32 protein-coding genes are annotated in these 26,117 nt (G+C 67.7%); 18 read left to right on the top strand and 14 right to left on the bottom strand.

The genetic code is table 11. The features are described from left to right. Positions 1-75 precede the first annotated feature (75 nt). The 10 genes from CEK69_RS02930 to CEK69_RS02885 all read left to right on the top strand — a co-directional run bounded on the left by CEK69_RS02930 (position 76) and on the right by CEK69_RS02885 (position 5,650). Positions 76-948 carry an SPFH domain-containing protein gene (locus CEK69_RS02930; protein WP_148828822.1) on the top strand — a complete coding sequence of 291 codons (873 nt, stop codon included), beginning with the start codon at positions 76-78 and terminating at the stop codon, positions 946-948. Positions 949-961: 13 nt separating this feature from the next. Continuing rightward, on the top strand, positions 962-1,252 hold the full coding sequence (locus CEK69_RS02925; protein ID WP_152243711.1) for a hypothetical protein: 291 nt from the start codon (positions 962-964) through the stop codon (positions 1,250-1,252). Next, the gene (locus CEK69_RS02920; protein ID WP_010341193.1) at positions 1,249-1,428 is read left to right on the top strand and encodes a hypothetical protein; all 180 of its coding nucleotides are present in this window, start codon (positions 1,249-1,251) and stop codon (positions 1,426-1,428) included. Before CEK69_RS02925 ends, CEK69_RS02920 begins: the two co-directional genes overlap by 4 nt. Then, positions 1,425-1,601 carry a DUF4177 domain-containing protein gene (locus CEK69_RS02915; protein WP_017909893.1) on the top strand — a complete coding sequence of 59 codons (177 nt, stop codon included), beginning with the start codon at positions 1,425-1,427 and terminating at the stop codon, positions 1,599-1,601. Before CEK69_RS02920 ends, CEK69_RS02915 begins: the two co-directional genes overlap by 4 nt. 67 nt (positions 1,602-1,668) lie before the next feature. Continuing rightward, positions 1,669-1,851 (top strand): hypothetical protein, encoded by a 183-nt coding sequence (locus CEK69_RS02910; protein ID WP_152243709.1) that lies wholly within the window; start codon positions 1,669-1,671, stop codon positions 1,849-1,851. Further along, entirely contained in the window at positions 1,848-2,441 is a 594-nt protein-coding gene (locus tag CEK69_RS02905) for a hypothetical protein (protein WP_226975013.1), read from the top strand. Before CEK69_RS02910 ends, CEK69_RS02905 begins: the two co-directional genes overlap by 4 nt. Before the next feature lie 246 nt (positions 2,442-2,687). Continuing rightward, a complete protein-coding gene (locus tag CEK69_RS02900) occupies positions 2,688-3,506 on the top strand; it encodes an APH(3') family aminoglycoside O-phosphotransferase (RefSeq protein ID WP_152243707.1) in 819 nt (272 codons plus the stop codon). 82 nt (positions 3,507-3,588) lie between these two features. Continuing rightward, positions 3,589-4,398, top strand: coding sequence for a M15 family metallopeptidase (locus CEK69_RS02895; protein ID WP_152243705.1), 810 nt, complete (start codon positions 3,589-3,591; stop codon positions 4,396-4,398). Then, entirely contained in the window at positions 4,395-4,991 is a 597-nt protein-coding gene (locus CEK69_RS02890) for a hypothetical protein (protein WP_152243703.1), read from the top strand. The genes CEK69_RS02895 and CEK69_RS02890 overlap by 4 nt, the downstream gene beginning before the upstream one ends. 128 nt (positions 4,992-5,119) lie before the next feature. Beyond that, the gene (locus CEK69_RS02885) at positions 5,120-5,650 is read left to right on the top strand and encodes a hypothetical protein (protein ID WP_150411129.1); all 531 of its coding nucleotides are present in this window, start codon (positions 5,120-5,122) and stop codon (positions 5,648-5,650) included. Positions 5,651-5,775: 125 nt separating this feature from the next. Here the strand turns inward: CEK69_RS02885 and CEK69_RS02880 are convergent, their stop codons facing one another. The 4 genes from CEK69_RS02880 to CEK69_RS02865 form a co-directional block, all read right to left on the bottom strand. Further along, positions 5,776-6,147 carry a DUF423 domain-containing protein gene (locus CEK69_RS02880; protein ID WP_017907695.1) on the bottom strand — a complete coding sequence of 124 codons (372 nt, stop codon included), beginning with the start codon at positions 6,145-6,147 and terminating at the stop codon, positions 5,776-5,778. Between the two features lie 101 nt (positions 6,148-6,248). Continuing rightward, entirely contained in the window at positions 6,249-7,415 is a 1,167-nt protein-coding gene (locus tag CEK69_RS02875; protein ID WP_017907694.1) for a polyketide cyclase, read from the bottom strand. Positions 7,416-7,871: 456 nt separating this feature from the next. Continuing rightward, the gene (locus CEK69_RS02870; protein ID WP_017907693.1) at positions 7,872-8,513 is read right to left on the bottom strand and encodes a response regulator transcription factor; all 642 of its coding nucleotides are present in this window, start codon (positions 8,511-8,513) and stop codon (positions 7,872-7,874) included. Continuing rightward, entirely contained in the window at positions 8,513-9,703 is a 1,191-nt protein-coding gene (locus CEK69_RS02865; RefSeq protein WP_017916337.1) for a sensor histidine kinase, read from the bottom strand. The genes CEK69_RS02870 and CEK69_RS02865 overlap by 1 nt, the downstream gene beginning before the upstream one ends. A 140-nt stretch (positions 9,704-9,843) precedes the next feature. Here CEK69_RS02865 and CEK69_RS02860 point away from each other — a divergent pair, with 140 nt between their 5' ends. From CEK69_RS02860 to CEK69_RS02840, 5 genes are all read left to right on the top strand, one after another. Continuing rightward, complete coding sequence (locus CEK69_RS02860) at positions 9,844-10,437, top strand: GNAT family N-acetyltransferase (protein ID WP_010341204.1); 594 nt, start codon at positions 9,844-9,846, stop codon at positions 10,435-10,437. 2 nt (positions 10,438-10,439) lie between these two features. Beyond that, the gene (gene minC, locus CEK69_RS02855; RefSeq protein ID WP_148828815.1) at positions 10,440-11,201 is read left to right on the top strand and encodes a septum site-determining protein MinC; all 762 of its coding nucleotides are present in this window, start codon (positions 10,440-10,442) and stop codon (positions 11,199-11,201) included. Positions 11,202-11,237: 36 nt separating this feature from the next. Next, positions 11,238-12,047, top strand: coding sequence for a septum site-determining protein MinD (gene minD / locus CEK69_RS02850; RefSeq protein WP_010340244.1), 810 nt, complete (start codon positions 11,238-11,240; stop codon positions 12,045-12,047). 2 nt (positions 12,048-12,049) lie between these two features. Next, entirely contained in the window at positions 12,050-12,307 is a 258-nt protein-coding gene (gene minE / locus CEK69_RS02845; protein WP_017910131.1) for a cell division topological specificity factor MinE, read from the top strand. A gap of 126 nt (positions 12,308-12,433) precedes the next feature. Then, a complete protein-coding gene (locus CEK69_RS02840; protein WP_152243701.1) occupies positions 12,434-12,931 on the top strand; it encodes a hypothetical protein in 498 nt (165 codons plus the stop codon). A gap of 10 nt (positions 12,932-12,941) precedes the next feature. Here CEK69_RS02840 and CEK69_RS02835 read toward each other — a convergent pair whose 3' ends face one another. Both CEK69_RS02835 and CEK69_RS02830 read right to left on the bottom strand, forming a co-directional pair. Then, entirely contained in the window at positions 12,942-14,255 is a 1,314-nt protein-coding gene (locus CEK69_RS02835) for a HAMP domain-containing sensor histidine kinase (RefSeq protein WP_152243699.1), read from the bottom strand. Then, positions 14,245-14,946 (bottom strand): response regulator transcription factor, encoded by a 702-nt coding sequence (locus CEK69_RS02830; protein ID WP_010340248.1) that lies wholly within the window; start codon positions 14,944-14,946, stop codon positions 14,245-14,247. The genes CEK69_RS02835 and CEK69_RS02830 overlap by 11 nt, the downstream gene beginning before the upstream one ends. Before the next feature lie 303 nt (positions 14,947-15,249). Between CEK69_RS02830 and CEK69_RS02825 the strand changes: the two genes are divergently transcribed. The 3 genes from CEK69_RS02825 to CEK69_RS02815 all read left to right on the top strand — a co-directional run bounded on the left by CEK69_RS02825 (position 15,250) and on the right by CEK69_RS02815 (position 19,805). Further along, the gene (locus tag CEK69_RS02825) at positions 15,250-16,029 is read left to right on the top strand and encodes a phosphatase PAP2 family protein (protein WP_152243697.1); all 780 of its coding nucleotides are present in this window, start codon (positions 15,250-15,252) and stop codon (positions 16,027-16,029) included. Further along, a complete protein-coding gene (locus CEK69_RS02820; RefSeq protein ID WP_152243695.1) occupies positions 16,026-17,687 on the top strand; it encodes a phosphoethanolamine--lipid A transferase in 1,662 nt (553 codons plus the stop codon). The genes CEK69_RS02825 and CEK69_RS02820 overlap by 4 nt, the downstream gene beginning before the upstream one ends. Before the next feature lie 126 nt (positions 17,688-17,813). Beyond that, a complete protein-coding gene (locus tag CEK69_RS02815) occupies positions 17,814-19,805 on the top strand; it encodes a M2 family metallopeptidase (RefSeq protein ID WP_152243693.1) in 1,992 nt (663 codons plus the stop codon). Positions 19,806-19,932: 127 nt separating this feature from the next. Here the strand turns inward: CEK69_RS02815 and CEK69_RS02810 are convergent, their stop codons facing one another. From CEK69_RS02810 to CEK69_RS02775, 8 genes are all read right to left on the bottom strand, one after another. Then, the gene (locus CEK69_RS02810) at positions 19,933-21,282 is read right to left on the bottom strand and encodes a hypothetical protein (protein ID WP_193313871.1); all 1,350 of its coding nucleotides are present in this window, start codon (positions 21,280-21,282) and stop codon (positions 19,933-19,935) included. Continuing rightward, on the bottom strand, positions 21,279-21,869 hold the full coding sequence (locus CEK69_RS02805) for a hypothetical protein (RefSeq protein ID WP_226975014.1): 591 nt from the start codon (positions 21,867-21,869) through the stop codon (positions 21,279-21,281). The genes CEK69_RS02810 and CEK69_RS02805 overlap by 4 nt, the downstream gene beginning before the upstream one ends. A gap of 70 nt (positions 21,870-21,939) precedes the next feature. Continuing rightward, positions 21,940-22,464, bottom strand: a complete 525-nt coding sequence (locus CEK69_RS02800) for a hypothetical protein (RefSeq protein ID WP_152243689.1) — start codon at positions 22,462-22,464, stop codon at positions 21,940-21,942. 24 nt (positions 22,465-22,488) lie between these two features. Then, complete coding sequence (locus CEK69_RS02795) at positions 22,489-22,815, bottom strand: hypothetical protein (RefSeq protein WP_152243688.1); 327 nt, start codon at positions 22,813-22,815, stop codon at positions 22,489-22,491. A gap of 54 nt (positions 22,816-22,869) precedes the next feature. Further along, positions 22,870-23,409 (bottom strand): DUF4189 domain-containing protein, encoded by a 540-nt coding sequence (locus CEK69_RS02790; protein WP_152243686.1) that lies wholly within the window; start codon positions 23,407-23,409, stop codon positions 22,870-22,872. A 256-nt stretch (positions 23,410-23,665) separates the two neighbouring features. Then, on the bottom strand, positions 23,666-24,163 hold the full coding sequence (locus tag CEK69_RS20980) for a DUF4189 domain-containing protein (RefSeq protein ID WP_167522021.1): 498 nt from the start codon (positions 24,161-24,163) through the stop codon (positions 23,666-23,668). Positions 24,164-24,218: 55 nt separating this feature from the next. Continuing rightward, complete coding sequence (locus CEK69_RS02780; RefSeq protein WP_152243682.1) at positions 24,219-25,352, bottom strand: type IV secretion system protein; 1,134 nt, start codon at positions 25,350-25,352, stop codon at positions 24,219-24,221. Between the two features lie 49 nt (positions 25,353-25,401). Next, the gene (locus CEK69_RS02775; protein WP_150411133.1) at positions 25,402-26,040 is read right to left on the bottom strand and encodes a hypothetical protein; all 639 of its coding nucleotides are present in this window, start codon (positions 26,038-26,040) and stop codon (positions 25,402-25,404) included. Between the last annotated feature and the right edge of the window lie 77 nt (positions 26,041-26,117).

The raw sequence follows: 26,117 nt of genomic DNA, 5'->3' as shown, positions 1-26,117 counted from the left end.
ATTCCCCACTCCCCGCCCCTTGCAACCTGATATCAATTTGATATCTTTCCGCCCAACCACCCAAGGACGTCCACCATGAAAGAGCAGCCCCGTTCCTCCCTGCCCGGCATTCCGATGATCGTGGGCCTGGTCCTGGTGTTCGTGGCCGGCGCCGGCGCGATCATCGCCACCGGCGTGCTGCAGCCGTCGGCGATGCCGTGGACCCTGCTGGTCGCGATCCCGGTGCTGACCGTCGCGTTGTTCCTGGTGGTCGGCCTGTACGCGCTGGAACCGAACCAGGCCGCGGTGCTGAGCCTGTTCGGCCGCTACGTGGGCACGGTCAAGGATCCGGGCCTGCGCTGGAACAACCCCTTCTTCAGCAAGCGCAAGGTCAGCCAGCGCGTGCGCAACTTCGAGAGCGGGCGGCTCAAGGTCAACGAACTGGACGGCAGCCCGATCGAGATCGCCGCGGTGATCGTGTGGCAGGTGATGGATGCCTCCGAGGCGGTCTACAACGTCGACGACTACGAGAGCTTCGTGCACATCCAGTCCGAGGCGGCATTGCGCGCGATGGCCACCAGCTATCCCTACGACCAGCACGAGGACGGGCAGATCTCGCTGCGCAGCCATCCCAACGAGATCAGCGAACAGCTCAAGCGCCACCTCGACGAACGCCTGACCCAGGCCGGCGTGGACGTGATCGAGGCACGCATCAGCCACCTCGCCTACGCCCCGGAAATCGCCCAGGCCATGCTGCAGCGGCAGCAGGCCAACGCGGTGATCGCCGCACGCACCCGCATCGTCGCCGGCGCGGTGGGCATGGTCGAGATGGCCCTCGCCGAACTGCAGAAGAACGGCGTGGTCGCGCTGGACGAGGAGCGCAAGGCGCACATGGTCAGCAACCTGCTGACCGTGCTGTGCTCGGACCGCGGCACCCAGCCGATCGTCAACGCCGGCTCGCTGTACTGAGGTGCCGATGTCCATGCACGCCGCCATCGCGCCGCTGGCGCTCGCCCTCTCCGGCCTGCCGGCCCTGGTCATCGCCGCCTGGGTCGGCGGCAAGGGCGACGAGCGCGCGCGCGGGCTGGGCCTGCGCTGGGCGCTGATCGGCCTGGCGATCCTGCTCGGCGCGGCGGCGCTGTACTGGACCGGCGGCCAGCGCGCCGGCGTCTACGCGGTGGCGATCGCACTGCTGCTGGTGGTGAACGCGCTGATCGTGTCGATGCTGCTGCACCTGCGGCGCAGCGACGCAGCGCCGCAGGAGCGGTCATGAGCGAGAAGAAGGCCTATCCGCTGCGCATCAACGCCGACGTGCTGGCGGCGGCGCAGCGCTGGGCCGACGACGAACTGCGCAGCCTCAACGCGCAGATCGAATACGTGTTGCGCGACGCGCTGCGCAAGGCGGGCCGGCTGCCCAAGCCGCGTGACGACAAGGAACCGGAAGCATGAGCAAGCGCTGGGAATACCTCACCGTCGAGGCCAAGACCAATCTGATGCTGGGACTGAAACTGGACGAACTGCAGGCCGACCTGAACAGGCACGGCAAGCTCGGCTGGGAACTGGTCAATGTCGTCGCACTACCGGGCACCAAGCCGCTGCTGCTGTTCAAGCGGGAGCTCTGACATGCGCCCGCATCGGGTTCTTGCGCCTGCACTGACGGCGCTGCGAGCCCCGCTCACGGCACTGGCCGTGGCGCCACAACAGACCGTCAGCGCGCTGCCGGATTGCCTGCAGGCTGGCGACCTCACAGCGCACAGCGATGCCTCCGGACCGGCCGAGTACGCCACGCCCGGCCACGTCGACCCGGCCCTGATCGTCGATGTCGCCGCCTGGGTGCGCGCCCTGCCCGCCAGCCACGGCGCCACACCATGAGCCGGCTGCGCTCCACGTCGCCCTCACCGGCACGGCGGTATCCGGTGGCGCCGGCGCATCGCCTGGGCCTGGCGGTGTGGCTGTGGCTGCCGCTGCTGCTCGTCGCCGCCGTGATCGGCGCCTTCGCGCTGCACGCCGCGCGGCCCGGTGCGCTGTGGTGGCATTTCGGGCTGCTGGCGCTGATCGGCGTGGCCGGCACCGCCACCTTCGCGCGGCAGCGCGTGCTGCTGCACGAGGGCCTGGTGGACGTGCGTGCGACGTTCCTGACCAAGCGCGTACCGCTGGCCGCGCTGCGCCTGGGGGACGCGCGCGTGATCGCGCTGTCCGAGCACACCGGCTTCAAGCCGGCCTTGAAGCTGCTCGGCTTCGGCTACCCGGGCTTTCATGCGGGCCACTACCGGACCCGCGACGGGCACAAGGCGTTCTGCCTGATCACCAGCGATCGCGTCCTGGCCGTTCCGCTGCACGCCGGCGGCTGGCTGCTGCTCAGCGTCGAACACCCCAGGCAGGTGCTGCAGGAATGGCAGACACTCGCGGCGCAAGCACACTGCGGCGAAGACACGCGCGGCACGGCGCGCCGCATGGCCTGAGTCCGGCGGGCCTCGCCGCGTCGGTCGCTGCTGCGACCGGCCGCGCAGGGCACGACATGCTGCGCGGTGCGGCAAGGTCTCGCCGCGCGACGCGCCCGATCCGTGGAGCACACCGCGTCGAGCGTTCTGGCGTACGCGAAGCGATATATGCTGGAACACCAGCCACGCGCGTCTTCGTCGCCAGCCGCGCGCGTCGCGACGACGGCGACGACGCCGCCTCCACATGACGCCTCGAGGATCGGTCCGATGGACCACACCGCGCCCCGCGAGACTCCCGCCACCGCACCGGCGCTGCCGCCGACGCTGTCGGCGCGGCTGCACGGCCTGCACTGGCACCGCAATCTGGTCGGCGAAGCAGGCGCCATGGTCTATCGGCTCGGCGGCACCGGCACGCCGGACCTGTACCTCAAGCGCGGCACCGGCGCCTCGCACGACGACGTGGTGGACGAGTTCGCGCGGCTGCACTGGCTGCGCGGAACGGGCTGCGTGCCGCGCGTGCTGCATTTCGAGGCCGACGCCGCCGGCGCGTGGCTGCTGAGCGAAGCGCTGCCGGGCAGGACCGCCTACCAATGGCTGCAGGACGCGCCCGCGCAGGCGCAACGCATCGCGCAGGCGCTGGCCGAGTTCCTGCGCCGCTTCCACGCCACGCCGATCGATACCTGTCCGTTCGACGCCACTCACCCGCTGCGCCTGGCCGCTGCGCAACGCCGGCTGCAGGCGGGCCTGGTCGACACCGAGGACTTCGACGCCGCGCGTGCCGGCTGGTCAGCGGAGGCGGTGTGGCAGGCGATGACCGCGTTGCTGCCGCTGGACAACGAACGCGTGCTGAGCCACGGCGACTACTCGCTGGACAACATCCTGCTCGACGCGCCGGATCACGTGGTCGGCGTCATCGACCTCGGCCGCGCCGGCGTCGCCGACCCGTACCAGGACCTGGCGATCCTGGCCAGTTGCCTGGACGAATTCGACCCGGCGCTCGCCGATCGCTTCTTCGCCGCGTACGGCATCGCCACGCCGGACCTCACGCGGCTGCAGTTCCACCAGTTGCTCGACGAGTTCTTCTGAGCCGCGTCTGCCGCGTCGTGCGCGGCGCGGCGGGATCGCCCGACGACTGGCCGCCCGCGCTGCTTGGCCCTACCCTGTGCCGATGCGCACCGTCCCCAGCCTGCTGCTCAACACCGAGACCATCGAACTGCTGCCGGCCGCGCGACTGCGCGCGCGCAGCAACGCCGACGCGCGCCAGCTCGCACAGGCGACCTGGCTGCTGCGGCGCAAGCACGACGGGCGCTACCTGGCGACCGCGAACGCACACGGACTGCACGCGCTGGTGCCGCGACTGATGCACGAACCCGGCATCGACGCGGCCCTGGATCGCCTCGACGCGCTGCCCGCACGCGGCACGATGGCGGCTGATGAGACCTGGTTGCCGCTGCACGCGCTGCAGGCCCAACTGGACCAGTTGGGCCTGGCCGCCGACGCCTACGCGCAGCGCACCGGCCTGCCGCTGCAGCCAGAACCGGCCACCCTGCACGCGGCCGGCGACGACCGCTACCGACGCCCGCTGTGGCTGAGCGCCGGCGCCGCACGCGCCTGGCACGCGCTGCGCCATGCCGCAACGCGCGATGGCGTGGTGCTGGAGGCGATCTCCGGCTATCGCAGCCACGCGTATCAACTGGGCATCTTCGCGCGCAAGTTCGCCCGCAGGCAGACCCTTGAGCAGATCCTCGCGATCAATGCCGCGCCGGGGTTCAGCGAGCACCACAGCGGGCACGCCCTGGACATCGGCACACCCGGTGAGCCGCCGGCCGAGGAAAGTTTCGAGCGCACGCCGGCCTTCGCCTGGCTGCACGACCACGCCGGCGCCTTCGGCTACCGCATGAGCTATCCGCGCGACAACCCGCATGGCATCGTCTACGAACCCTGGCACTGGTGCTGGCAGGAGGCCGCTTGCGCATGACCCGTTCCGATACCCGCCGGCCGCGCGCCGGCACCGCCGCCTGGCGGGCCTTGACCCTGCTGGCCCTGGCCCTGCCCACCTGCGCCGCCGCGCAATGGCACGACCGGCAGGGCCAGGCGCTGCCGGACAGCGCCGAGCGCGGCCACGACAAGGCCTTCGCCGCCGCACTGCAGGTCGCCGACGACGCCGACTTCAGCGCGTTCGCGCAGGAGTGGGGGCAGACCGAGGCCGCGCATGCGCCGAACCTGCGCACGATCGCGCGCGTGCAGCGCGGCCAGTTGCTGCGCGTGGCGCTGCTGTACGCCGGCTGCGCGCCCAGCCCCAACAACGGTGGCGCCTGCGATGCGCAGATGAGTCTGCGCGTGCTCGGCCCCGACGGCAGCACCACCCTGCAGGACCCGATGCGGCCCCTGGGCATGGGCGGCCCACCGGCCGCCGCCGGCCTGCTGGAACTGGCGCCGCTGTCGGTGCAACTGCGTTTCGAGGACAGCGACCCGCTCGGCACCTACACCGTGCAGGTCACGGTCAACGATCCCAGCCAGGACGCGTGGGTGCGGTTGAAGGCGCAGGTGGAACTGGTCGGCGACCAGTAATAGCCACGGCGTAGGAGCACTACGGCCGACTCAGCGCTATCGAGATGCGCCGGCACGCTTTGCAACAATGAAGTTTTTTGCGGCGCTGGCCGATAACGATGTCTCGCCCAATGCAAGGATGTCGCCTCGTGCCGGAAAACCCCTATGCCACGCCGCAAGCGCAGAGCGCACAAAGCGCACCACCTCTGGCGAAAGCACCCGATACCATCACACGCAAGATCGCGGTCGGTTGTATCGTTGCCTGGCTGAGCGCTGCGATCAGCCTCATCTTCGCGATCATGCAATTCGCGAATGGCAGCGTTGGCGGCGGCATCCTCTTCAGCGTCGACGTCGTGCTGATCGGGGTGTGCGCCTACGGCCTGCATCGCCATAGTAGGATCGCCGCGCTTCTGCTGGTGGGGTACTGCATTCTGGCGCGACTGATCTTGCTGGCGTCCGGCAATCTCAATGGGATGGTGCTGGGCGTGATCATCCTGCTGGTCTACTTAAGTGCCGCGCGAGGCACCTTCCAGTACCACCGTTGGCTGCAGCAGGAGCGACGCTTCCCGTCGTCGCAACGGCCAAGGGTCAGTGACGACCCGTTGTTCCGCACACGTCCACCTGAGTCCACGACCGCTGAAGCAGCCATCACGGACGTACCCGTGCCGCCAGCACACTGAAGCGACACATAGCGCCGCCGCCAGACCCACGGGCGGCAGCGCAACGCCAGGATGCGTGCTGGCGCACACCCGACCGCCGCCATCAGCTGCCTGATCCGGACTGCGAGTTTAAGCACGCCCTGAGTTCAGCGCCGCAACGCGTCCACCGCCCACAGCAGCCAGCCCAGCATCAGCGTGGTGCCACCGATCGGCGCCAGACGCGTCGGCCACTGCGCCAGCGCGTTGCCGGCCAGGCTGCCGGAAAACAGCACGGTGCCGAGCAGCAACAGGCACAGCGCCAAGCGCCCGAGCAAGCGCTCGCTGCGGCGTCCCAGCGCCGCCAGCGCCACGCCGTGGCCGAAGGCGTACAGCGCCGCGGTCTGCAGGTGCGATTGCGCCAGGGGCTCGGCAACCCCGTGCGAGGCATAGGCGGACAGGCCGATGGACACGGCCGCCAGCAGCGCGCCGGCACTGCACAGCCAGAACGGCCCGCGCGTACGGCGATCGAACGTCAGCATGAGGGTTTCCTCCGGGAGCGCGGCAGCGTTTGCCGGCCCCATAAACAGAACGCGCCGCAAGATGCGGCGCGTTCCGGTTCACTCGTCCACCAGGGCAGGACTTACTTGATCGCCCAGTAGATGTCGTAGGTGCCTTCCGGCGTGAACGACTTGTCCACTCCGCCCTTCCAGGCTTCGTACGGACGGTCGGTCACGTCGTAGCCGCTGGTCGCGGCCCAGGCGCGCAGTGCATTGCGCGCCGCATCCAGACCCGCCATGTGGCCGGTGTAGCTGGCGAAGGCGGAACGGTGCGCTTCGGTACGCAGGTAGGTCACCGGGGCGCCCTGCGGGATGGTCACCTTCAGCGGCTCGCCGGAGGCGGCAACCGGGGTGGCATCGACCGGCGCGGCGGCCACGTCGTCCTTCTTGTCGTCCTTCTTCTCATCCTTCTTGGCGTCGTCCTTCGGCGCGCCACCGGCACGCTTGCGCACCGGCTGGGCGACGTCGAACGCGTACTTGTCCGAGCCGAAGTCGGTGGTGACGATGCGCACCGGACCGGCCGCTTCCAGGCCGTTGGCGTCCATCACCCGCTTGATCCACTCCTGGTTGTCCTTGATGGACTTCTTGATGGAGTCGTTGTCGCGGTCGATGTTGCCGGCGTTGACCACCAGCAGGTCCTCGGCCGGGACGTCGACGACCTTCAGGTCCTTCAGCGGGGTGTCGTCGGAGCGGTAGTCCACGTTCGGCACGGTGGCCAGCACGTTGCTCAGGCGCGACAGACCCAGCTTGATGTCGTCGCCGACATGGCGGCTGACGTACAGGCCGGCGTAACGACCCAGCAGGTCCCAACCGTACTTGACGGTGTAGTCCTGGGTGATCTTCACGTTGCGGCCGTTCTTGCCGGTCGACTCGAGCTTGAAGGTGGTGGTCTTGTCCTTGCCCTTGGTCTCGTCCTCGATGGCGATGACCACGTCCTTGTTCTTCTCGGTCGAGGTGATGGTCCAGCTACCCTTGCCGATGTAGCCCTCCTTGGAGCTGTAGTCCAGGCGCGCGCCGACACCGGATTCCGGGCCGGAGAGCTTCAGCTCGATGCGCGGGTCGCGCAGCACCAGGGGGTTCCAGTCCTTGAACCGACGCAGGCTGTTGACCGTGTCATAGACGATGGTCATGCGCCGATTGGTCTCGACGCTTTCGGACATGTGACGCTCCGAGGGCAGCACCACGCCGACAATGACGAACAGGCCAGCCACGATCCCCAGGGCGATCAGGAACTCGATAATACGGGTCATTCAGGAGGTCTCCGGGGCCGATCCCACGGCCGGGTTGATGAAGCGAAGCGCCCATCCTAGCAGGCTTCGCTGTCCGTGGTCAGCACATCACGGAATGCCGCTTCGCCCCGCGCCGCAACGGCCTTGCACGGTGCCGGCAGCGCCGGTGCGCGCGGCGCCAGGGACGACCAGACCATTGTCCCGATGACGGCAGCGGACAGGCGGGCGCACCCAGGACCTGCCCGCATCGAATCGAGCAACGGCGGCACTCTCGGACAGCCGGAGGTGTCCGGGCCACGCCAAGCCGAGGCCAGACCACTTGCCTGCGCGCGACAGGCGCGACAACGCCATGCCGGCACGGTTTGCATGGCCTCCGGTGACACGGGACCCGGCCGGCGCGCGCGCGACCCGTCTCCGCCGGCCGTCATCCTGTCTCGTTCAGACCACCTGCGGCGCCGCGCGGGGCATCCTGCTCGCTCAGACCAGCTGCAGCTCGAACGCCTTCAGCACCGCACGGGTCCGGTCGCGCACGCCGAGCTTGGAGAGAATGTTGGAGACGTGGTTCTTGATCGTGCCCTCGGCCACGCCCAGCGAGTTGGCGATCTCCTTGTTGGAGAAGCCGCTGGCCATCAGCCGCAGGATCTCGGTCTCGCGGTCGGTCAGCGGGTCGGGCCGGTCCAGGCTGACGAAGTCGTTGCGCATGTGCTCCAGGCCGGACAGCAGGCGCTGGGTCACCGCCGGCTGCACCAGCGAGCCGCCCGCGGCCACGGTACGGATCGCGCCGACCAGTTGCTCCAGCGACACGTCCTTGAGCAGATAGCCCTTGGCCCCGGCCTTGAGCCCGGCCAGCACCAACTGGTCGTCGTCGAAGGTGGTCAGGATGATGGTCGGCGGCAGCGCGGCGGCGCGCGACAACGTCTGCAGCGCCTCCAGCCCGGACATCGACGGCATGCGCATGTCCATCAGCACCACGTCGGGCAGCACCTGCGGGATCAGCTCCACCGCCTGGCGGCCGTCGCTGGCCTCGGCCACCACCTCGATGCCGCCGTCCAGCGCCAGCAGCGAGCGGATGCCCTGCCGCACCAGGGTTTGATCGTCGACCAGACACACACGGATCATCACAACACTCCTTGGGGAACGGCGGGCGGCAGCAGGGTGGCGGCGCCGGGGACCGCGGCGCGCAGGCGGAAGCCGGCACCCGGCGCGGCCACCACGTCCAGGCTGCCGCCGTACTGGCTCAGGCGCTCGCGCATGCCGCGCAGGCCGTTGCCGGGGGCCAGGGTCTCGCAACCGCGGCCGTCGTCGCGCGCCTGAATCACCACCTGCGGGCCGTCGCGGCGCACCTCAATCCACAGATTGTCGGCCTGGGCGTGGCGCACCGCGTTGGTGATGATTTCCTGGGTGCAGCGCAGCAACACGTGCGCGCGCTCGGGATCCTCCACGGTCAGCGGCTCCTCCACCTGCAGATGGATCTGCAGCGACGGCACCCGCTCGGCCAGCGGCCGCAGCGCCGCCGCCAGGTCGATCGCGCCGCTGTCGCGCAACTGGCTGACCGCCTCGCGCACGTCGGTCAGCAGCAGCTTGGCCAGGGTATGCGCCTGCTGCACATGCTCCTGCGCGCGGCCCTCGGTGATATGGCCAGCCACCTCCAGGTTCAGGCTCAGCGCGGTCAGGTGGTGGCCGAGCAGGTCGTGCAGTTCGCGCGAGATGCGGGTGCGCTCGTTGACCCGGGCGCTCTCGGCCAGCAGCGCGCGGGTGGCGCGCAGCTCGGCGTTGAGCTGGCGCTGCTCCTCGCGCGCCTGGGTCTGCTGCCGCGCGACCAGGCTGGTGACGAAGATGAACATGGAGAAGCCGCCGTACAGCAGCGACTGCATCAGCGCCTCGAACGGCGGGAAGCCGATGGTCAGGTACACCGGCAGCACCGCCAACTGGCTCAGCAGCAGCCAGGCCACGCCGGCGCGCACCGGCAGCAGCCACGGGATCACCCCGGCCGCGACCATCATCAGGATGCTGCCCAGCCCCGAGCGGTGCAGGTAGCCGACCGCCAGCGCGCAGATGGTCAGCAGCACCAGCATGCCGCGGTCGTACCAACGCACGCCGTCGCCGCTGTGCAGACGCCGGGTCAGCAGGAAATAGACCACGCCGAAGCCCAGGTAGCTGGTCAGCAGCAGCCACACCTCGCCGCTGGGCATCCGTCCCGATTCCTCGACCGGCTCCCAGTACAGGTACAGCAACGGCATGCAGATGACGGCCCAGGTGAACAGGCCGGCATAGCGCAGGACGCGGGTATGGCTGAGATATCCCAACATGCAGCCATCTTAGGATGAACGGTGCGCATTGCACTCCCACGGAAGTCATGCCGGCGCGGCTCGCCGCCCCGGGTCGCGCGTGCGATAATCCGCCCCTGCGGTCCGCACGGGGCCGCGCGCGCATCAGCAATGGAGTCTCAATGTCGATCGTCATCCGCGACGTGCGCGAGCACGAGCTCGATTCGGTCCTGGCCCTGAACAACAACGCCGGACTGGCGATCCTGCCGCTGGATTCGGCCAAGCTGCACCGCTTCTACGAAACCGCAGAGTACTTCCGCGTCGCCGAGCGCGACGGCAACCTGGCCGGCTTCCTGGTCGGCTTCGGCAGCGACAGCGACCACGACAGCAGCAACTTCGCCTGGTTCCGCGAGCGCTACCCGCAGTTTTTCTATATCGACCGCATCGTGGTGGCCAGCCGCCGCCGCGGCGGCGGCGTCGGCCGGGCGTTCTACGCCGACGTGCAGAGCTACGCCGAGTTGCGCTACCCGCAACTGGCGTGCGAGGTTTTCCTGGATCACGGCGCCGATGCGGCGCTGCTGTTCCATGGCAGCTTCGGTTTCCGCGAAGTGGGCCAGAACACGATGAACGAAGTGGAGGTGCGTGCGAGCATGCTGTTGAAGGATCTGTGCAGTTACGCCTGGGTGCGCGAAACCTACGGCGACACCCTGCCCGACCTGCCCTGGGCCGGCCACGCCCATCGTCTGCAGCGGGCGCAGCGCCCGACCGGGACCTGAGCGTGTCGTCGGTGAATCTGGACTTCGAGCAGGCCGGCGAACTGAAGATCGGCCAGGTCGGCATCGCCAACCTGCGCGTGCGCACGCTGGACGTGGCGCGGCTGAGCCAGGAGATGCGCGAGCGCGTGCAGCGCGCGCCCAAGCTGTTCGGCCGGGCCGCGGTGATCATCGATTTCGGCGGGCTGGCGCAGACCCCGGACGTGGCCACCGCGCAGGCGCTGCTGGACGGGCTGCGCGACGCCGGCGTGCTGCCGGTGGCGCTGGCCTACGGCACCCGCGAGATCGAGGAACTGTCGGTGGCGCTGGGGCTGCCGCTGCTGGCCAAGTTCCGTGCGCAGTACGAGCGCTTCGATGGCGGCGCGCCCGCTGCCGCAGCGGCACCGGTCTCGCCCCCGCCTCCGCCTCCGCCGCCGCCTGCTCCGGCGGCGCGGCCGCAACCCGGGCGCATGCAGAAGAGCGCGGTGCGCTCCGGACAACAGCTGTATGCGGAGAACTGCGACCTGACCGTAGTGGCCACCGTCGGCGCCGGCGCCGAGGTGATCTCCGACGGCAGCATCCACATCTACGGCACGCTGCGCGGCCGTGCGCTGGCCGGCGCCCAGGGCAACACCGAGGCGCGGATCTTCTGCCGCGATTTCCACGCCGAACTGGTCGCCATTGCCGGCCACTACAAGGTGCTGGACGATATTCCCAAGGAACTGCGTGGCAAGGCCGTCCAGGTCTGGCTGGAGCAGGACCAGATCATGATCGCCGCGCAAGACTGACGCGGCCCAACCTCGAACGTATCAGGAGATAGTCCTTTGGCTGAAATTATCGTTGTCACCTCCGGCAAGGGCGGCGTCGGCAAGACCACCACCAGCGCGAGCCTGGCCTGCGGGCTGGCGCGACGCGGCAAGAAGGTCGCCGTGATCGACTTCGACGTGGGCCTGCGCAACCTCGACCTGATCATGGGCTGCGAGCGCCGCGTGGTGTACGACTTCGTCAACGTGGTGCACAACGAAGCCACGCTGAAGCAGGCGCTGATCAAGGACAAGCGCTTCGACAACCTGTTCGTGCTGGCCGCCTCGCAGACCCGCGACAAGGACGCGCTGACCCAGGAAGGCGTGGAGAAGGTGCTCAAGGACCTGGCCGCCGACGGCTTCGACTACATCGTCTGCGATTCGCCGGCCGGCATCGAGAAGGGCGCGTTCCTGGCGATGTACTTCGCCGACCGCGCAGTGGTGGTGGTCAATCCGGAAGTGTCCTCGGTGCGCGACTCCGACCGCATCCTCGGCCTGCTCGACTCCAAGACCCACAAGGCCGAGAGCGGCAAGAGCCTGCCCGCGTTCCTGCTGCTGACCCGCTACAGCCCGGCGCGCGTGGAAACCGGCGAGATGCTCAGCATCGGCGACGTGGAGGAAGTGCTCGGCCTGAAGGCGATCGGCGTGATCCCCGAATCCGGCGACGTGCTCAACGCCTCCAACAAGGGCGAGCCGGTGATCCTGGACGCCGAATCCCCGGCCGGCCAGGCCTACGAGGACGCCGTGGCACGCATCCTCGGCGAGGAACGTCCGATGCGTTTCATCTCCGTGGAGAAGAAGGGCTTCTTCACCAAGTTGTTCGGAGGGTGAGCATGGGACTATTCGATTTCCTCAAGACCAAGAAGAACACCGCCGAGACCGCGAAGAACCGCCTGCAGATCATCATCGCGCAGGAACGCAGCCAGCGCGGCGGCCCGGACTACCTGCCGCTGCTGCAGCGCGAGCTGCTGGAAGTGATCAAGAAGTACGTCAACATCGACGCCGACGCGGTCAAGGTGGACCTGGTCAAGGATGGCGAGCACGACGTGCTCGACATCTCCGTCGCCCTGCCGGAAGGGCCGACGCCCTGAGGCCGCGCGTCGGCCGTGGCAGCCGCCGCGGCTGACGCGTCGATCCGGGCCGGCGCCGCGACGCGCTGTGCCTGCCGTGATCGGGCGCGCCCGCCGCGCCTTTTCCGCTCCAACGAACTCCACACGATGCAGACCGACGCCGCCCTTCCCGCTGCCGCCGCCCAGGTACTGACCGTGGGCGCGATCGGCCTGGACGCGCCGCGTGCACTGCTGGCCGGCTACGGGCTGACCCTGCACCGCGTCGCCGACGGCGCCGCCATTCCCGGCAGCTACTGGGGCGAGCCGGAAGCGGGGGTGATCGCCAGCGACGTCTACGTGCGCGACGACACGCCGGTGCATTCGCTGCTGCACGAAGCCTGCCACCTGATCGTGCTGCCGCCGCAGCGGCGCGCGCAGGTGCATACCGACGCCACCGACTCGGTGGAAGAAGAAGACGCCACCTGCTACCTGCAGATCGTGCTGGCCGACGCCCTGCCCGGCGTGGGCCGTGCGCGGCTGATGGCGGACATGGACGCCTGGGGCTACACCTACCGGCTGGGCTCCACCCGCGCCTGGTTCGAACAGGACGCCGACGACGCGCGCGCCTGGCTGGCGCAACGCGGGCTGCTGCCGGCGCAAGCCTAGCCCGTCGTCCTTACGACGCGGGCGACGGCGGCGACGCGCCGGGGCGCTTCAGCGCGCTGCTCAGGTCCAGCGTCGCGCGGGTGCCGCTGCCGGCCAGCGAATCCAGGTGCAGCGCCCAGCCCAGGTGCTCGCACAGCCGCGCGATCAGGTCCAGGCCGATGCCGCTGCCCTCGCGGCTGCCGCCGCCGCGCGCCATGCGCATGTAGATCGCGCTGATCTCTTCCGGACTCATGCCGTGGCCGGGATCGTCGATGCAGACCACGCCCGGCGCCGGCATGGTGATCTCGATCCGGCCCTTGTCGCTGTTCTCGATGGCGTTGCGCAGCAGATTGCCGATGGCGACCTGCAGGATCGCCAGCGGCGTCTCCACCTCGCACGGCGGCATCGGCGCCAGGGCCAGCTCCAGGCGCTTGTCCGCGCACAGGTGGCGGTGGTCCTCGACGATCTCCGGCAGCAACTGGTCCAGCCGCACCAGGTCGCTGCCACGCGCCATCCGCGCCGGATCCTTGGCCAGCACCAGCAGCAGCGAGATGAGTTGGCCGACGCCGCTGGCGGTACGGCGGATGCGCAGCAACTGGTTGCGCACGCTGGGCGGTACGTCGTGCTGCTCCAGCGCCAGCTCGGCGGCGCCGCCGATCACCGCCACCGGCGTGCGCAGTTCGTGGCTGGTGCTGTCGATGAAGGCGCGCTCGCGCTCCACGAACAGGTCGTTGCGCGCCAGGTAGTCGTTCAGCGCTTCGGCGATCACCACCTGCTCGGCGCTGGCGCGCGGATGCACCTCGATGCGCTGCCCGGGCCGGTCCGGGCGCAGGCTGCCGATGCGCTGGGCCATGTCGATCAGCGGCTGCACCACCCGGCCCATGCCCCAGGCCACCAGCGCGCCGAGCAGCAGCACCGCCACCGCGTTGGATACCAGCATCCACAGCGCCAGGTTGTCCTCGTGGTCGTGCAGTTCGGTGATGTCCAGCGCCAGCGCCAGGCGACGGCCACGCACGTCCTGCACCAGCACCACCTTCTCGCTGCCTTCCAGTTGCACTTCGTCGTGCAGGCCCGGACCCAGCGCCGTCACTGCCGGCGGCAGCGGTGCGCCACCCTCGTCGCCGTACAGGCTCACGGTGCGGGTGTCGATCCAGCGATAGTCCGGGTCGGCCGCGCTGCGCGCCAGGAAGTGGTCCAGTTCGGAAGTCAGCAACGAGCGCCAGGTGAGCTGCTCGGCCTGGTCGTTGACGATGTAGCCATGCACGAACACCGCCAGCGACAGCAGCGCCGCGTAGCCCACCAGCCACAGGGTCAGCCGCTGCCGCAGCCCGGCCCTAGTCGGCATGCTCGCCCTCGTGAGGGCCGACCACCGCCAGGCGGTAGCCGATGCGCGGCAGGGTGTGGATCAGCTTGGCCGCGAACGGACCATCGACGCTGCGGCGCAGGTCGTAGATGTGCGAACGCAGCATGTCCCCGTCCGGCGGCTCGTCGCCCCACAACGCCTGCTCCAGGCGATCGCGGGTGACCGCGGCCGGGCTGGCCTGCATCAGCACCTCCAGCAGCTTGCGACAGGCCGGGTACAGATGCAGGGTGCGTCCGCCGCGGGTCACTTCCAGCGTGGACAGGTCCAGCTGCAGGTCGCCCACGCGCAGCAGCTTGCTGCGGCCGCGGCCGCTGGCGCGCACCAGCAGCGCCTCCAGCCGCACTTCCAGTTCCGGCAGCGCGAACGGCTTGGTCAGATAGTCGTCGGCGCCGGCGCGGAAGCCGGCGATCTTGTCCGGCAGCTCGTCGCGCGCGGTCAGCATGATCACCGGCACGTCGGCATGGTGTTCCTCGCGCAGCGCACGCAGCACCTGCTGCCCGTCCAGGCGCGGCAGCATCCAGTCCAGGATCAGCGCATCGTAGCGCTGGGTGGTGGCCAGGTGCAGGCCGGTCACGCCATCGGGCGCCGCGTCCAGGGTGTGGCCGCGCACTTCGAAGTAGTCGAACAGGTTGGCGACCAGGTTCCGGTTGTCTTCTATGACCAGCAGCCGCATGGGCGCGCTCGAATTCGGGGGACGGACCTGCCCATGCTAGCGGAAGCGTGTCGGAACGCCGTCAGAACGGCCGCGCGCCTTGATCGAATCTCAATAAAACCTGGAAAGGATCCCAACACGGCGCCGTCAGGCTGCCTTCCGCGCCGGCCACCGGCACGCGTGGCCCGGCGCTTGCATCAGTGCGGCCGTGCGCAACCTTCGCTGAAGCCTCGGCCCTCTCACCCGCAGTTCCGACAGCTATCCGACACCCGCAACCCGACCATGCCCCCACTTTCCCGCCGTCCCTGGCCGCCTTCGTCGACCATGTTCAGTACGCCCCTGCGATTGTCCGCTGCGGCGGCGCCCCACCTCGGCGCACGCCGACACTTCTATCTGTCCCACCTCTGGGTGCCGCTGGTCCTGGTGCTGCTGGCCAGTGGCGTGCTGATGGGCCTGGGCGGGGATTTCTGGATCGCCGACCTGCTGTATCGCTGGGAAGGCGGGCAGTGGGCGCTGAAGGATGCGGCGCTGACCCGTAGCCTGATCCACCACGACGGCAAGATGCTGAGCGCGGCGGCATGGGCGGTGACCGCCGCGCTGGCGGTGTGGGCCTGGCGCCGTCCGGATGCCCGCCGCTACCGGCTGCCGCTGCTGTACCTGCTGCTGACGGTGGCGCTGAGCACCGGCGTGGTGTCGCTGCTGAAGTCGGTGACCCACATGGACTGCCCCTGGGACCTGGTCCGCTATGGCGGCGAGCGGATCTTCGTGGGCCTGTTCGAGACACGCCCGGCGGGCATGCCGCGCGGGGTATGCTTCCCCGCCGGTCATTCCAGTGCCGGCTATGCCTGGGTGGGGCTGTACTTCGTCGCGCTGGCGCTCAAGCCGGCCTGGCGTTGGCCAGCGCTGGCGATCGGCCTCGGGGGAGGCCTGCTGTTCGGTCTCGGCCAACAGCTGCGCGGCGCGCATTTCATGTCGCACGACCTGTGGACGCTGGCCCTGTGCTGGGGCGTGGCACTGGGCCTGTACCGGGCGATGCTGTGGCCGCGCGCGACCCTGTCGCAGGCCGATCGACGCCCTTCCACTACCAACGATTCAGCCGCATGAGCCATTCCGTCGCCCCGCCCTCGCCGTCCACCGCCTCCCGCGCCCGCTGGTGGGCCTGGCGCCCGCAGTTGAGCAACGAGATGCTGGCGCTGGCGGCCAGCGCGTTCTTCGCCCTGGCCTGCAACGGCATGTTCTGGCGCAGCGCGATGAGCGGCCACGGCGGCGACGTGAAGCTGGCGCTGTCGCTGTTCCTGCTGCTACTGGCGGTGCACGGCCTGCTGCTGGGCCTGCTGCTGTGGCGCGGCATCGCCAAGCCGGTGCTGACGGTGCTGCTGATCACCACCGCGTTCGCCGCGCACTACATGAACAGCTACAGCGTCTACCTGGACGCGGACATGCTGCGCAACGTGCTGGCCACCGACCACAAGGAATCGCGCGAGCTGATGACCCCGGCGCTGATCGCGCCGCTGCTGTTCTACGCGGCGCTGCCGATCCTGGTGCTGTGGCGGGTGCGGCTGATCCGGCGTTCGCCGCTGAAGGCGCTGGCGATCCGCGTCGGCTTCCTGATCGGCATGCTGGCGCTGGGCGGCGTCGCCGCGATGCTGTCGTTCCAGGACCTGTCGGCGATGATGCGCAACCATCGCGAGATCCGCTACCTGGCCACGCCGATCAATTACCTGGTCGCGCTGCGGCAGAACTTCAAGTCCGACAGCCCCACGCGCAAGGCGCCGAAGCTGCCGCTGGAGCACGACGCCAAGGCCACCGCGCGTGCGCCGGGCAGCAAGCCGCGGCTGCTGGTGGTGGTGCTGGGCGAAACCGCCCGCGCGCAGAACTGGGGCCTCAACGGCTATGCGCGGCAGACCACGCCGGAGCTGGCCAAGCGCGACGTGATCAACTTCCCCGACATGCACTCCTGCGGCACCAGCACCGAGGTGTCGGTGCCGTGCATGTTCTCGCCGTTCGGCCGCCACGACTACAACGAGAGCAACATCCGCAAGCACCAGTCGCTGCTGCACGTGCTCGAGCACGCCGGCATCAGCACGCTGTGGCGCGACAACCAGTCCGGCTGCAAGGGCGTGTGCGACGGCCTGCAGATCCAGCACCTGGACGACGCCAAGGATCCGCAGTTGTGCAAGGACGGACGCTGCATGGACGAGATCCTGCTGCAGGACCTGGCGGCGCAGGTGCGCGCCAAGCCCGGCGACCGCGTGGTGGTGCTGCACCAGCTCGGCAGCCACGGCCCCAGCTACTTCGAGCGCTACCCGGCCGCGTTCCGCCGCTTCACCCCGACCTGCGACACCGCCGACCTGGGCAACTGCAGCCGCGAACTGATCACCAACGCCTACGACAATTCGCTGCTGTACACCGACCACCTGCTGGCGCGCACCATCGACGCGCTGCAGGCGATGCCCGACTACGACACCGCGATGATCTACCTCTCCGACCACGGCGAGTCGCTGGGCGAGAAGGGCCTGTACCTGCATGGCGTGCCCTACGCGATCGCGCCGCAGGAGCAGACCCACGTGCCGATGGTGATGTGGTTCTCGCCCGGCTTCGCCAGCGCGCGCGGCCTGGACCTGGCCTGCCTGCAGGCGCGCTCGCGCCGCTACGCCGACCAGGACAACCTGTTCCCGTCGGTGCTGGGCCTGATGCAGGTCAGGACCGGCGTCTACGACCATGCGCGCGACCTATTCGCGCAGTGCGCCAAGCCGCAATGACCGCCGGCCCACGCGCGGTCGTGGCGTAAGCGGACGCGGCGGCGCGCCCCAGAGCGCGCCGCCCGAACTTGCGGCGGTGCGGGCGGGCCACTAGCCTTCCGGGCAATCGCCCTGCAAGGATTCGCCGTGACCCATCGCTCTCCGCTGCTCGCGCTGTGCCTCGGCGCGAGCCTGCTGACGCTGTCCGCCTGCCGCAAGGAACCCGCGGCCGAGACCGCCGCCCCCGCCGCGGCCCAGCCCCAGGGCGAGAGCGCCGACCAGTTCGTCGCCCGCATCAACGAGGAGTACCGCGCGCTGCTGCCGGAACTGACCGCGGCGCAGTGGCTGTCGGCGACCTACATCAACGGCGACAGCGAGCGACTGGCGGCCAGGGCCAACGCGCGCTGGCTGACCACGCTCAACGGCTGGATCGCGCAGGCCCGGCGCTACGACGGCAAGCCGATGTCGGCCGACAGCGCCCGCGAGCTGCATCTGCTGCAGCAGATGACCGCGATGCCGGCGCCGCGCGATCCGGCGCGGCTGGGCGAACTGGCCGCGCTGGCGACGAAGATGGAGGGCGCCTACGGTGCCGCGTCCTACTGCACCGGCGAGGGCGATGCGCGCCGTTGCCGGCAGTTGGGCGAACTGGAGGACGTGCTGCGCCGCAGCCGCGACTACGACCAGCAACTGGATGCCTGGCAGGGCTGGCACGCCGCCGTGCAACCGATGCGCAAGGACTACCAGCGCTTCGTCGAACTGGTCAACGAAGGCGCGCGCGACATGGGCTACGCCGACACCGGCGCACTGTGGCGCAGCGGCTACGACATGCCGCCGGCACAGCTCGCCGCCGAGACCGACCGGCTGTGGACCCAGGTCAAGCCGCTGTACGAACAACTGCACTGCTACGCGCGCGGCAAGCTCGACGCCGAGTACGGCAAGGACAAGGGCGAACTGGCCGGCGGCCTGCTGCCGGCGCACCTGATGGGCAACATGTGGCAGCAGGACTGGAGCAACCTGTGGGACCTGCTGCAGCCCTACCCCGGCGCCGGCAGCCTCGACATCACCGACGCGCTGGAGCGGCAGTACCAGGGCAACCTGAGCGCGGCGCTGGCGCGGCGCAATGGCGACACCTCGCCGGAAGCGCGGTTCATGGCCCAGCGCGAGGCGCAGTTGCTCAGCGCACGGCAGATGACCGAGCGCGCGCAGGACTTCTACACCTCGCTGGCGATGCCCAAGCTGCCCGACAGCTACTGGACGCGCAGCCAGTTCATCAAGCCGCTGGACCGCGACGTGGTCTGCCACGCCAGCGCCTGGGACATGGACATGGCCGGCGACGTGCGCACCAAGATGTGCGTCAAGCCGAACGAAGAGGACTTCACCACCATCTACCACGAACTCGGCCATGTCTATTACGACCTGGCCTACAACCCGCTGCCGCCGCTGTTCCAGGCGGGTGCCAACGACGGCTTCCACGAAGCCATCGGCGACACCGTGGTGCTGGCGATGACCCCGCAGTACCTGCATTCGATCGGCCTGGTCGACGCACCGCAGGTCGGCCGCGAGGCGCTGATCAACGCGCAGATGCGCATGGCGTTGAGCAAGGTCGCGTTCCTGCCGTTCGGGCTGATGATCGACCGCTGGCGCTGGGGCGTGTTCGACGGCTCGATCGCCCCGGACCGCTACAACCAGGCCTGGTGGGAGCTGAAGGCCAAGTACCAGGGCGTGGCGCCGGCGACACCGCGCGGCGAGGACTTCTTCGACCCCGGCGCCAAGTACCACGTGCCGGCCAACACCCCCTACACCCGCTACTTCCTCTCGCACATCCTGCAGTTCCAGTTCTACAAGAGCCTGTGCGACGCCGCCGGCTACAAGGGCCCGCTGTACGAGTGCACCTTCTACGGCAACAAGGAAGCCGGGCAGAAGTTCTGGTCGATGCTGCAGCGCGGCGCCAGCCAGCCATGGCAAGCCACGCTCAAGGAACTGACCGGCAGCGAGCGCATCGACGCCGGCCCGCTGCTGGAATACTTCGCGCCGATGCAGGAGTGGCTCAAGCAACAGAACCAGGGGCGGATGTGCGGGTGGGAGGCCGCATCTGCCGCAGCGCAACCCACTGCAGTCCCGGCGCAGAAGCAAGGTTGACGCGGCGCGGCGGCCGCAACGCCGAAGCGCAGTCGTCAGGACAGACAGTGCAGGTCAGCGCGCAGAGGAGATACGCGGCGTGCGGATCAGTCAGGCGGGGAAAGAAGCCGCGACATGCCTGAAGTGCTCATCGCGTCCGTGCAGACACGTGCTGCGCCTCGCTGTCGGCCTGCGGCAAAGCGAGCGCCGCCCCGTCCTTGGCGGGTGAGGCGATCGCCTCTTCGGGTCGCGATGGCACCGCAGAGAGATCGACCTTCACCCGGAACCCCGGCGTATACCCTTCGATCCAGGCGTTGCCGCCATCGACCATGACGTGTTTGATCTGCTCGGGTCGCGTCATGCCGTCGCGCTGTGCCTGCGCCGCGGCATGCCTCAGCGTCGCATCCGGCGTGGCGGCCGGGAATCGCTCCTTGATGGCACGAAACAGCGGGTCTCCGTCCCGCACCGCCGCCTCCTGCTCAGGCACCTTCAGCGGCACGTGCCAACCCTGTGGCGCGTGGGCGTCCTGCTTCGGCAGATGCAGCCGCCGCATGTGCTCCGACCATTCCGGCGCACCGATGCCCTGCCGGCCTTCGCCCGGCGGCAACGGCCCGCGCAGTTCGTCGACGGCGTCACCGGCCAGCCCGCGCACGCCGCGCGCCAGAAGCGTGGTGCCGATGCGCATGGATTCGACATCCTCGCGGTACCTGCCGATCATCGGCGCGTACTGCGCGGCGCGCTGCTGCGCCGCCGGATCTTCCAGCACGGACCGGTCGGGCCGCCCGTTGCCATCCACCGGCAGGAAGTTGTGCATGCGGTGCGACTCGACGATCAACCCGCCGACCGCGTTGAAGGGATTGCGCGCATCCCAGCCGCCCCTGCTGTTGTCGTAGCCGGCGCGCTGCAGCGTGGCGACTTCCTCGGGCGTGGCGTAGATGCGGACCTGGCCGTAGTGCCGGCTGGCCGCGCTGACCGGGTCGCCGGCCATGACGTGGTTGACGACGTCGGCGCCGCCTTCGGGGATGCGTCGATCCAGGCTGACCGCGCCGTAGGCGTTGAAGGTTTCGCCCTTCAGGCCGAAGTGGTGGGCCGTGACCTCGGCCAAAGCCCCGCCCAGGGAGTGGCCGGTGACCGTGACGGCCGGCTTATGCCCATCTCGCTGCGCCTGGCTTTCAGCCAGCTCCAGCGCGTGCTTGGTGAACTGGATCGCATCAGCCACCTGCGCGTTGTGGCGAGTTGCCACCATCCCGCCATCAGCTCCGAGCCCGTCAAGCAGCGGTTGCCGATCGAATTCCGTCCCGCGGTGCGCAACGACCAAGTCACCCGTATCCAGCCGTTGGTAGAGCATGCCTTGGTAGCCGGACGGGCGATCAACGTACTCAGGTCGCTTGTAAGCCACCCCACCGATAACGACCGGCTTGCTGTCCTCTCCTGTCTCGCGCGGTGTTCTATACACGTCATCCGCGAGAGAAGCGTACTGTTGACTTGCCAGATTCATGGCGCTTCCTTAGTGGAAGACAACGTGATCTTGAACAATGCGCGCCGCAGTTCCTGCTTGAACTTCTCTGGATCGCGATGACCCGAATCCGGGTAATTTTCCATCTGGTCGCGTGGATAGCCGCCTTTCCAGAAGTACGTCGCGATAGAAGCAGCCTTCTCGACCTCGCCCTTGAAAAGCGCAGGTTGAAAGCGGGTTTCGACCCGGTTGCCAGTCGCTCTCAGCGTCACGCCCACACCACTCAGCGCGAACCTGCATACTCCTTTGCCGTAATAGTTTTCATCGACCATGCCATCCGCGTAGACCGTTCCGACGTACGTACTTTCATCGACTTTCTTGAAGTCGATCGGTATGCCACTTTCGCCAGACTTGCTCCACACCCCCTCGATTGGTTCGATAGGCGTGCATTGCTCATGATTGATCATGTCGTAGAAAGCCGTACCTGACACGTATCCGAACGGTCCCGGCGCCCCCTCGATCGTCATCGTGATCCGATACGCCTGCGTCGGATGCGGATTCTTGCGGTACACCGGGTCACCATGGGCGTCGACATGAGGATTGGCGGCATTCTCCGAGGCAGTGTTCATCGGGTTGCATCCTGTCAACAAAAGCAGAAGGGAAAAAGCGCAAAGGATCTTGGCGTTCACGGAAAGGGCCTCAGGCCACGAGGGTGCGCCGCGCGGCATGCTCGGCGGCGGCAAGGGCGTCGGTGAGCCGGCGGCAGCCATGGCGCACGTGCAGGCGTTGCATGAGCAGCAAGGCGATCAAGATCGGCAGCGACAGGCCCAGCTCCGGCACACGGATGAAGAGCGGCAGGGAACCAGGCAGCGCAACGGCCGCCAGCGCCGACAACCACATGAGCAAGGTCATCGCGGCTACCTGCAGGATGGCATGGCACAACTGCCTGGACTGCACCGTGCGCTTGCCACCGGAGCGCAGGCGCCACCAGGCGCGCGACGCGCGCACGACCAGCAGCGCCAGCATGCCCACCATGCCCAGTTGCAGCAGAGCGCCCAACACCGCCAGTACCTGGGCCATCAGCAGCGCCGCACCGCCCGTATGACGATAGGCCAGCGCGGCCATCCCGGCAGTGAGCAGCAGTGCAAGCAGCGCCGTGGTCAGCAGCGCACACGTGCGCCGCACGCAAATCTGCCACTCCTTCGACCACAGCATGTGGGACATGTCACGGCTCCTGCATCGACCAAGTCAGGGAACGGCAGCGCTATCCCGTACCACGGAAGAGCGCGGTGTCGCCGCCGCTGACCCCATCTTCCCGCTCGTGAATGCATGGGGGCAGACACGCGCATACATCGCGGACGAGTACGCGTTGTAGCAGTAAGGATTGGTGACGGTGAACGCGCCCGTGGCGGGATTGATCGGCGCCCAGCAGTCGCTGGGCACGCCGATCGTGCAGAAGAGGAAGGGATCGTTGTTGTAGTACGGAATGAACTCGTAGTAGCCGTCGGTCTGCGCCGACGAGGGCAAGGCCATCACTGACAGCAACGCCAAGGTAAACAATCCACGCTTCTTCACGACCCTTTCTCCTTGATGGGCTGCCAATCTTCCAGACCCGCTTGAGGCCAGGCATCAATAGCTCTTGAAAACCGCCTTTGAACATGCGGTGTAGATGACCTTGCATTGCATGCCGGTGACCGCGCGATTGTCTTGCTCGCAACGCTGCACAGCGACATCGCCGGCTGCTTCCTCGCTGCCAGCCGCGACGAAGTTAGTCAGGCCGTCGAGATACGACTTCCCGCCAATTTGTGGCTCCGCGACGGCGGCGCACTGGTTCCGGTAAGAAAGGCCAATTCGGCAGTCCTTGACTCCATTGGAAACGCAGCGCTTCAGCGCGTCAGCCTCCGCTTCGGATTTCGATGCCTTGCCTGTCGTCACCCCAAAGCTGTTCCAGCCATCACCAGGCCCCATGGCAATGGCCCCCCAGGTCTTGACCCAATAGCCGGTCGGCCGGGGAGCCTCCTGCGGGGCCGCTTGGCTCTGTGGTATCGGAGCGCAACCGGCAACGCCCTGGCCTCCGATTGGATACTGGTCGGGGGGACATCCGCCTTCCGCATGGGTGAAATGGGCGGCAGCCATCAAAACGCACAGCAGTAGGAATTTGAACTGCATTGGTCTCTCTTTCACATCAGCCTATCGGAAGACCCTGGCTGACCACCCTTCTGCGCGACCTGGCCACCGGTAGTAGTATTGCCCGGAAGGACAATTTCCTTCAGCAGTCACAAAGGCAGAAACGCACAGCAATGCAAAAATAATAAAATTCGCACCCCAGGCATTTTTACATCGAATTTAAATCAAGAAGCCTCCCAGGCCATGATTCCAAGTCCGACCCAGACGGCCACCATTTCTATGCATGGCAATAGCGCAATCAAAATTTCTCGAAAATTTGCTTTGTACAAGCTTTATAGATAACCTTGCATCGATTATCGGGATTACTTTTCTCGCACGCCGCTTGCGCAAGTGCCACAGCCTTCTCTATCGACTCGGCCCCATTAAAATTCACCGTTCCCATTAGATTTGGTTTTCCGGCAATCTGCGGCTCTCCGATTGCCGCGCACTGATTGAAGTACGCCAGCCCGATCTGACAGTCTTTCTCGCCATGCTTGGCACAGCGGGCCATAGCATCTTCTTCGGCTTCTGATTTCGATAGCTTGCCTGTAGACACGCCGTAGTTTCGCTCAAGCCCCACCGAACCCATCGCTATCGCTCCCCAGGTCCTGATCCACCTACCAAGGGGTCTCGGAGCCTGTTGCTCTGTGGGCTGAGCTTGAGGAATCGGAGCACATCCAACTGCGCCTTGCCCCCCGACAGGATACTGTCCCACGGGACAGCCCCCCTCTGCACTGACATCAAGAGAAAATGCCATCAGCAAAACTCCGGCCCACCTAATAAAATCCACTTTCATTGTAGACCTCTCTTCTTCAGCTTATACCGCTATCTCTTGATCCAGCGAGCCCACGTGAACCTGTCGGCTGGCTCAAGTCAGGAGCCCCATTTTGGCTGCTAGTCACCCTTGCCGCCCCTGTATTCAGCGCTCCGGCTGGTAACGATCTGTCATTTGGCAGCTCCCGTGGCACATATGACCCCGGCGGCTGCCCCTGTGGCCCCGGCGAAGACGCAGTCGCAGGGCCGAAGGCCGTGTAGGTCATGAACGTGCCCATGTTGCCTTGCCAGACCGCCGCCGCGATCGTGGGCACCGTGACGATCAGCACCGTCATCAGCAACCCGATCCCGCCCTGCTGCAACGCCTGGGACGACAGGCCTTCGGCGTTGGCCAACGGAATGAACTTCATCGCCCAGTACGCCGCCGCCACCTTGGCCGTGAACTTCAAGACCATCGCCGACACCACCGACAGCATGGACATCGAGAACAGGGTGCCGATCACGTAGAACAGCCACTTCCGGAACAGGTCCTTGGTCTGGTCGAACATCAGGAAGAAGATGAAGATCGGGCCGATGCCCACCAGGAATGCCATGGTGAACTTGAACAGCAGCAACATCGCGCCCGCCGCCATGGGCGGGCTGGCCGTGCCGAAACTGGCCAGCAGCATCGAGCGCCCCTTCTTCTCGATCGATTCGGGATCGTTGGCGTCCACACGCACCGCGTCGAGCGCGGACAGGGCCAGTTGGGTGTACTTCAGGTTATCGTCGATCGAGTCGGCCGCGCTGCTGGTGTCGTCTCCGGTGAACAACCCGTGGATCTCCATGTCCAGGTTGTCCGTCATCGCCTTGTGCAACGCCGCGCCGTTCGCACCCAGGGTCGACGCGATCATCAGGATCACCGCCACCTTGGCCGCCTTGACCATCGTCGCCATCGCCGATTCGCGCGACTGCCCGGTGACGATGCGGTAGCCCTGGATCAGGATCCAGAACGTGGTCGCCGTCAACGCGATCACGCTCACCCAATGCATCGCGCGGCGCATCAGTTCAAGGCCGAACTCGGCGATCTCGTTGGTGAAGTAGTTGTTCACCAACCGGAAGAACAGGAAGTCGCCCAGATTGGCGTCGGCCAACGGCTGCATCCAATGCGTGGCGGTGTCGAAGAATCCGTTCATGCTGCGTGCCTACCCGATGTCGCGTGCTGTGTTGGAGTTGCCGGTGCCATCATTTGGACAGCGCCCCAGCGAGCACGCCCGCCTGGATCACCTGCCCCAGGATGTTGTTCTTGTTGCCATCCAGCGCCCGCCGCGCCAATCGCGACTGGTCGTCCTTGAGCGCCACGATGTAGGTGTCGTAGGCCTTCATCTGCGCCTGCCAGTAATCCAGGTCCATGGCGTTCTGCGCCACGAAGCGCCGCACCTCGTTGTCGTTGGCGGCCAGCGCGCCCTGGCTGGTCCCGATGCCGTCGCGCTGCGACTGCACCTGCTTGAACTGCTCGTTGCGCTGGATCAGGCGCTTGAGCATGCGCACCGTCTCGTTGTACTGGGCGTTCTTGGCCATCACGATGCGCGCGCAGACCTTCATCTGCTCGTCGACCGCGCTGCCGTTCATGTCCGGCGCCAGCGCCTTGAACTGGTTCATCAATCCGGCGATGCCGCTCTGGCTCGCGCCCGGGCAGCTATCCTCTAGCCCGTAGTCCTGGGGACGCTCGGGAAAGTTGTCGGCCATGGTGGAGTCGCCGAACTGCAGCCGCTGGAGCTTGATGAGCTGCTGCTGGTAGTGCTCCAACTGCATCTGGTACTGCTTGATCGTCTCGCCCCAGCGTTTGGCCTGCTCGGCGTATTCCTGCAACGCCTTGGCCATCGACATCGGGTCGTTGACGATCCAGGTGGCATTGGCGGGTCCGGCAGCCAGGAAGGCGGCGAGCGCGACACCTGCGA

Source organism: Xanthomonas sp. LMG 12462 (assembly GCF_009192885.1).
Taxonomy (GTDB): Bacteria; Pseudomonadota; Gammaproteobacteria; order Xanthomonadales; family Xanthomonadaceae; genus Xanthomonas_A; species Xanthomonas_A sontii.
The sequence above is the reverse complement of the archived record's forward strand: the minus strand, read 5'-3'. Positions and strand labels throughout refer to the sequence as shown.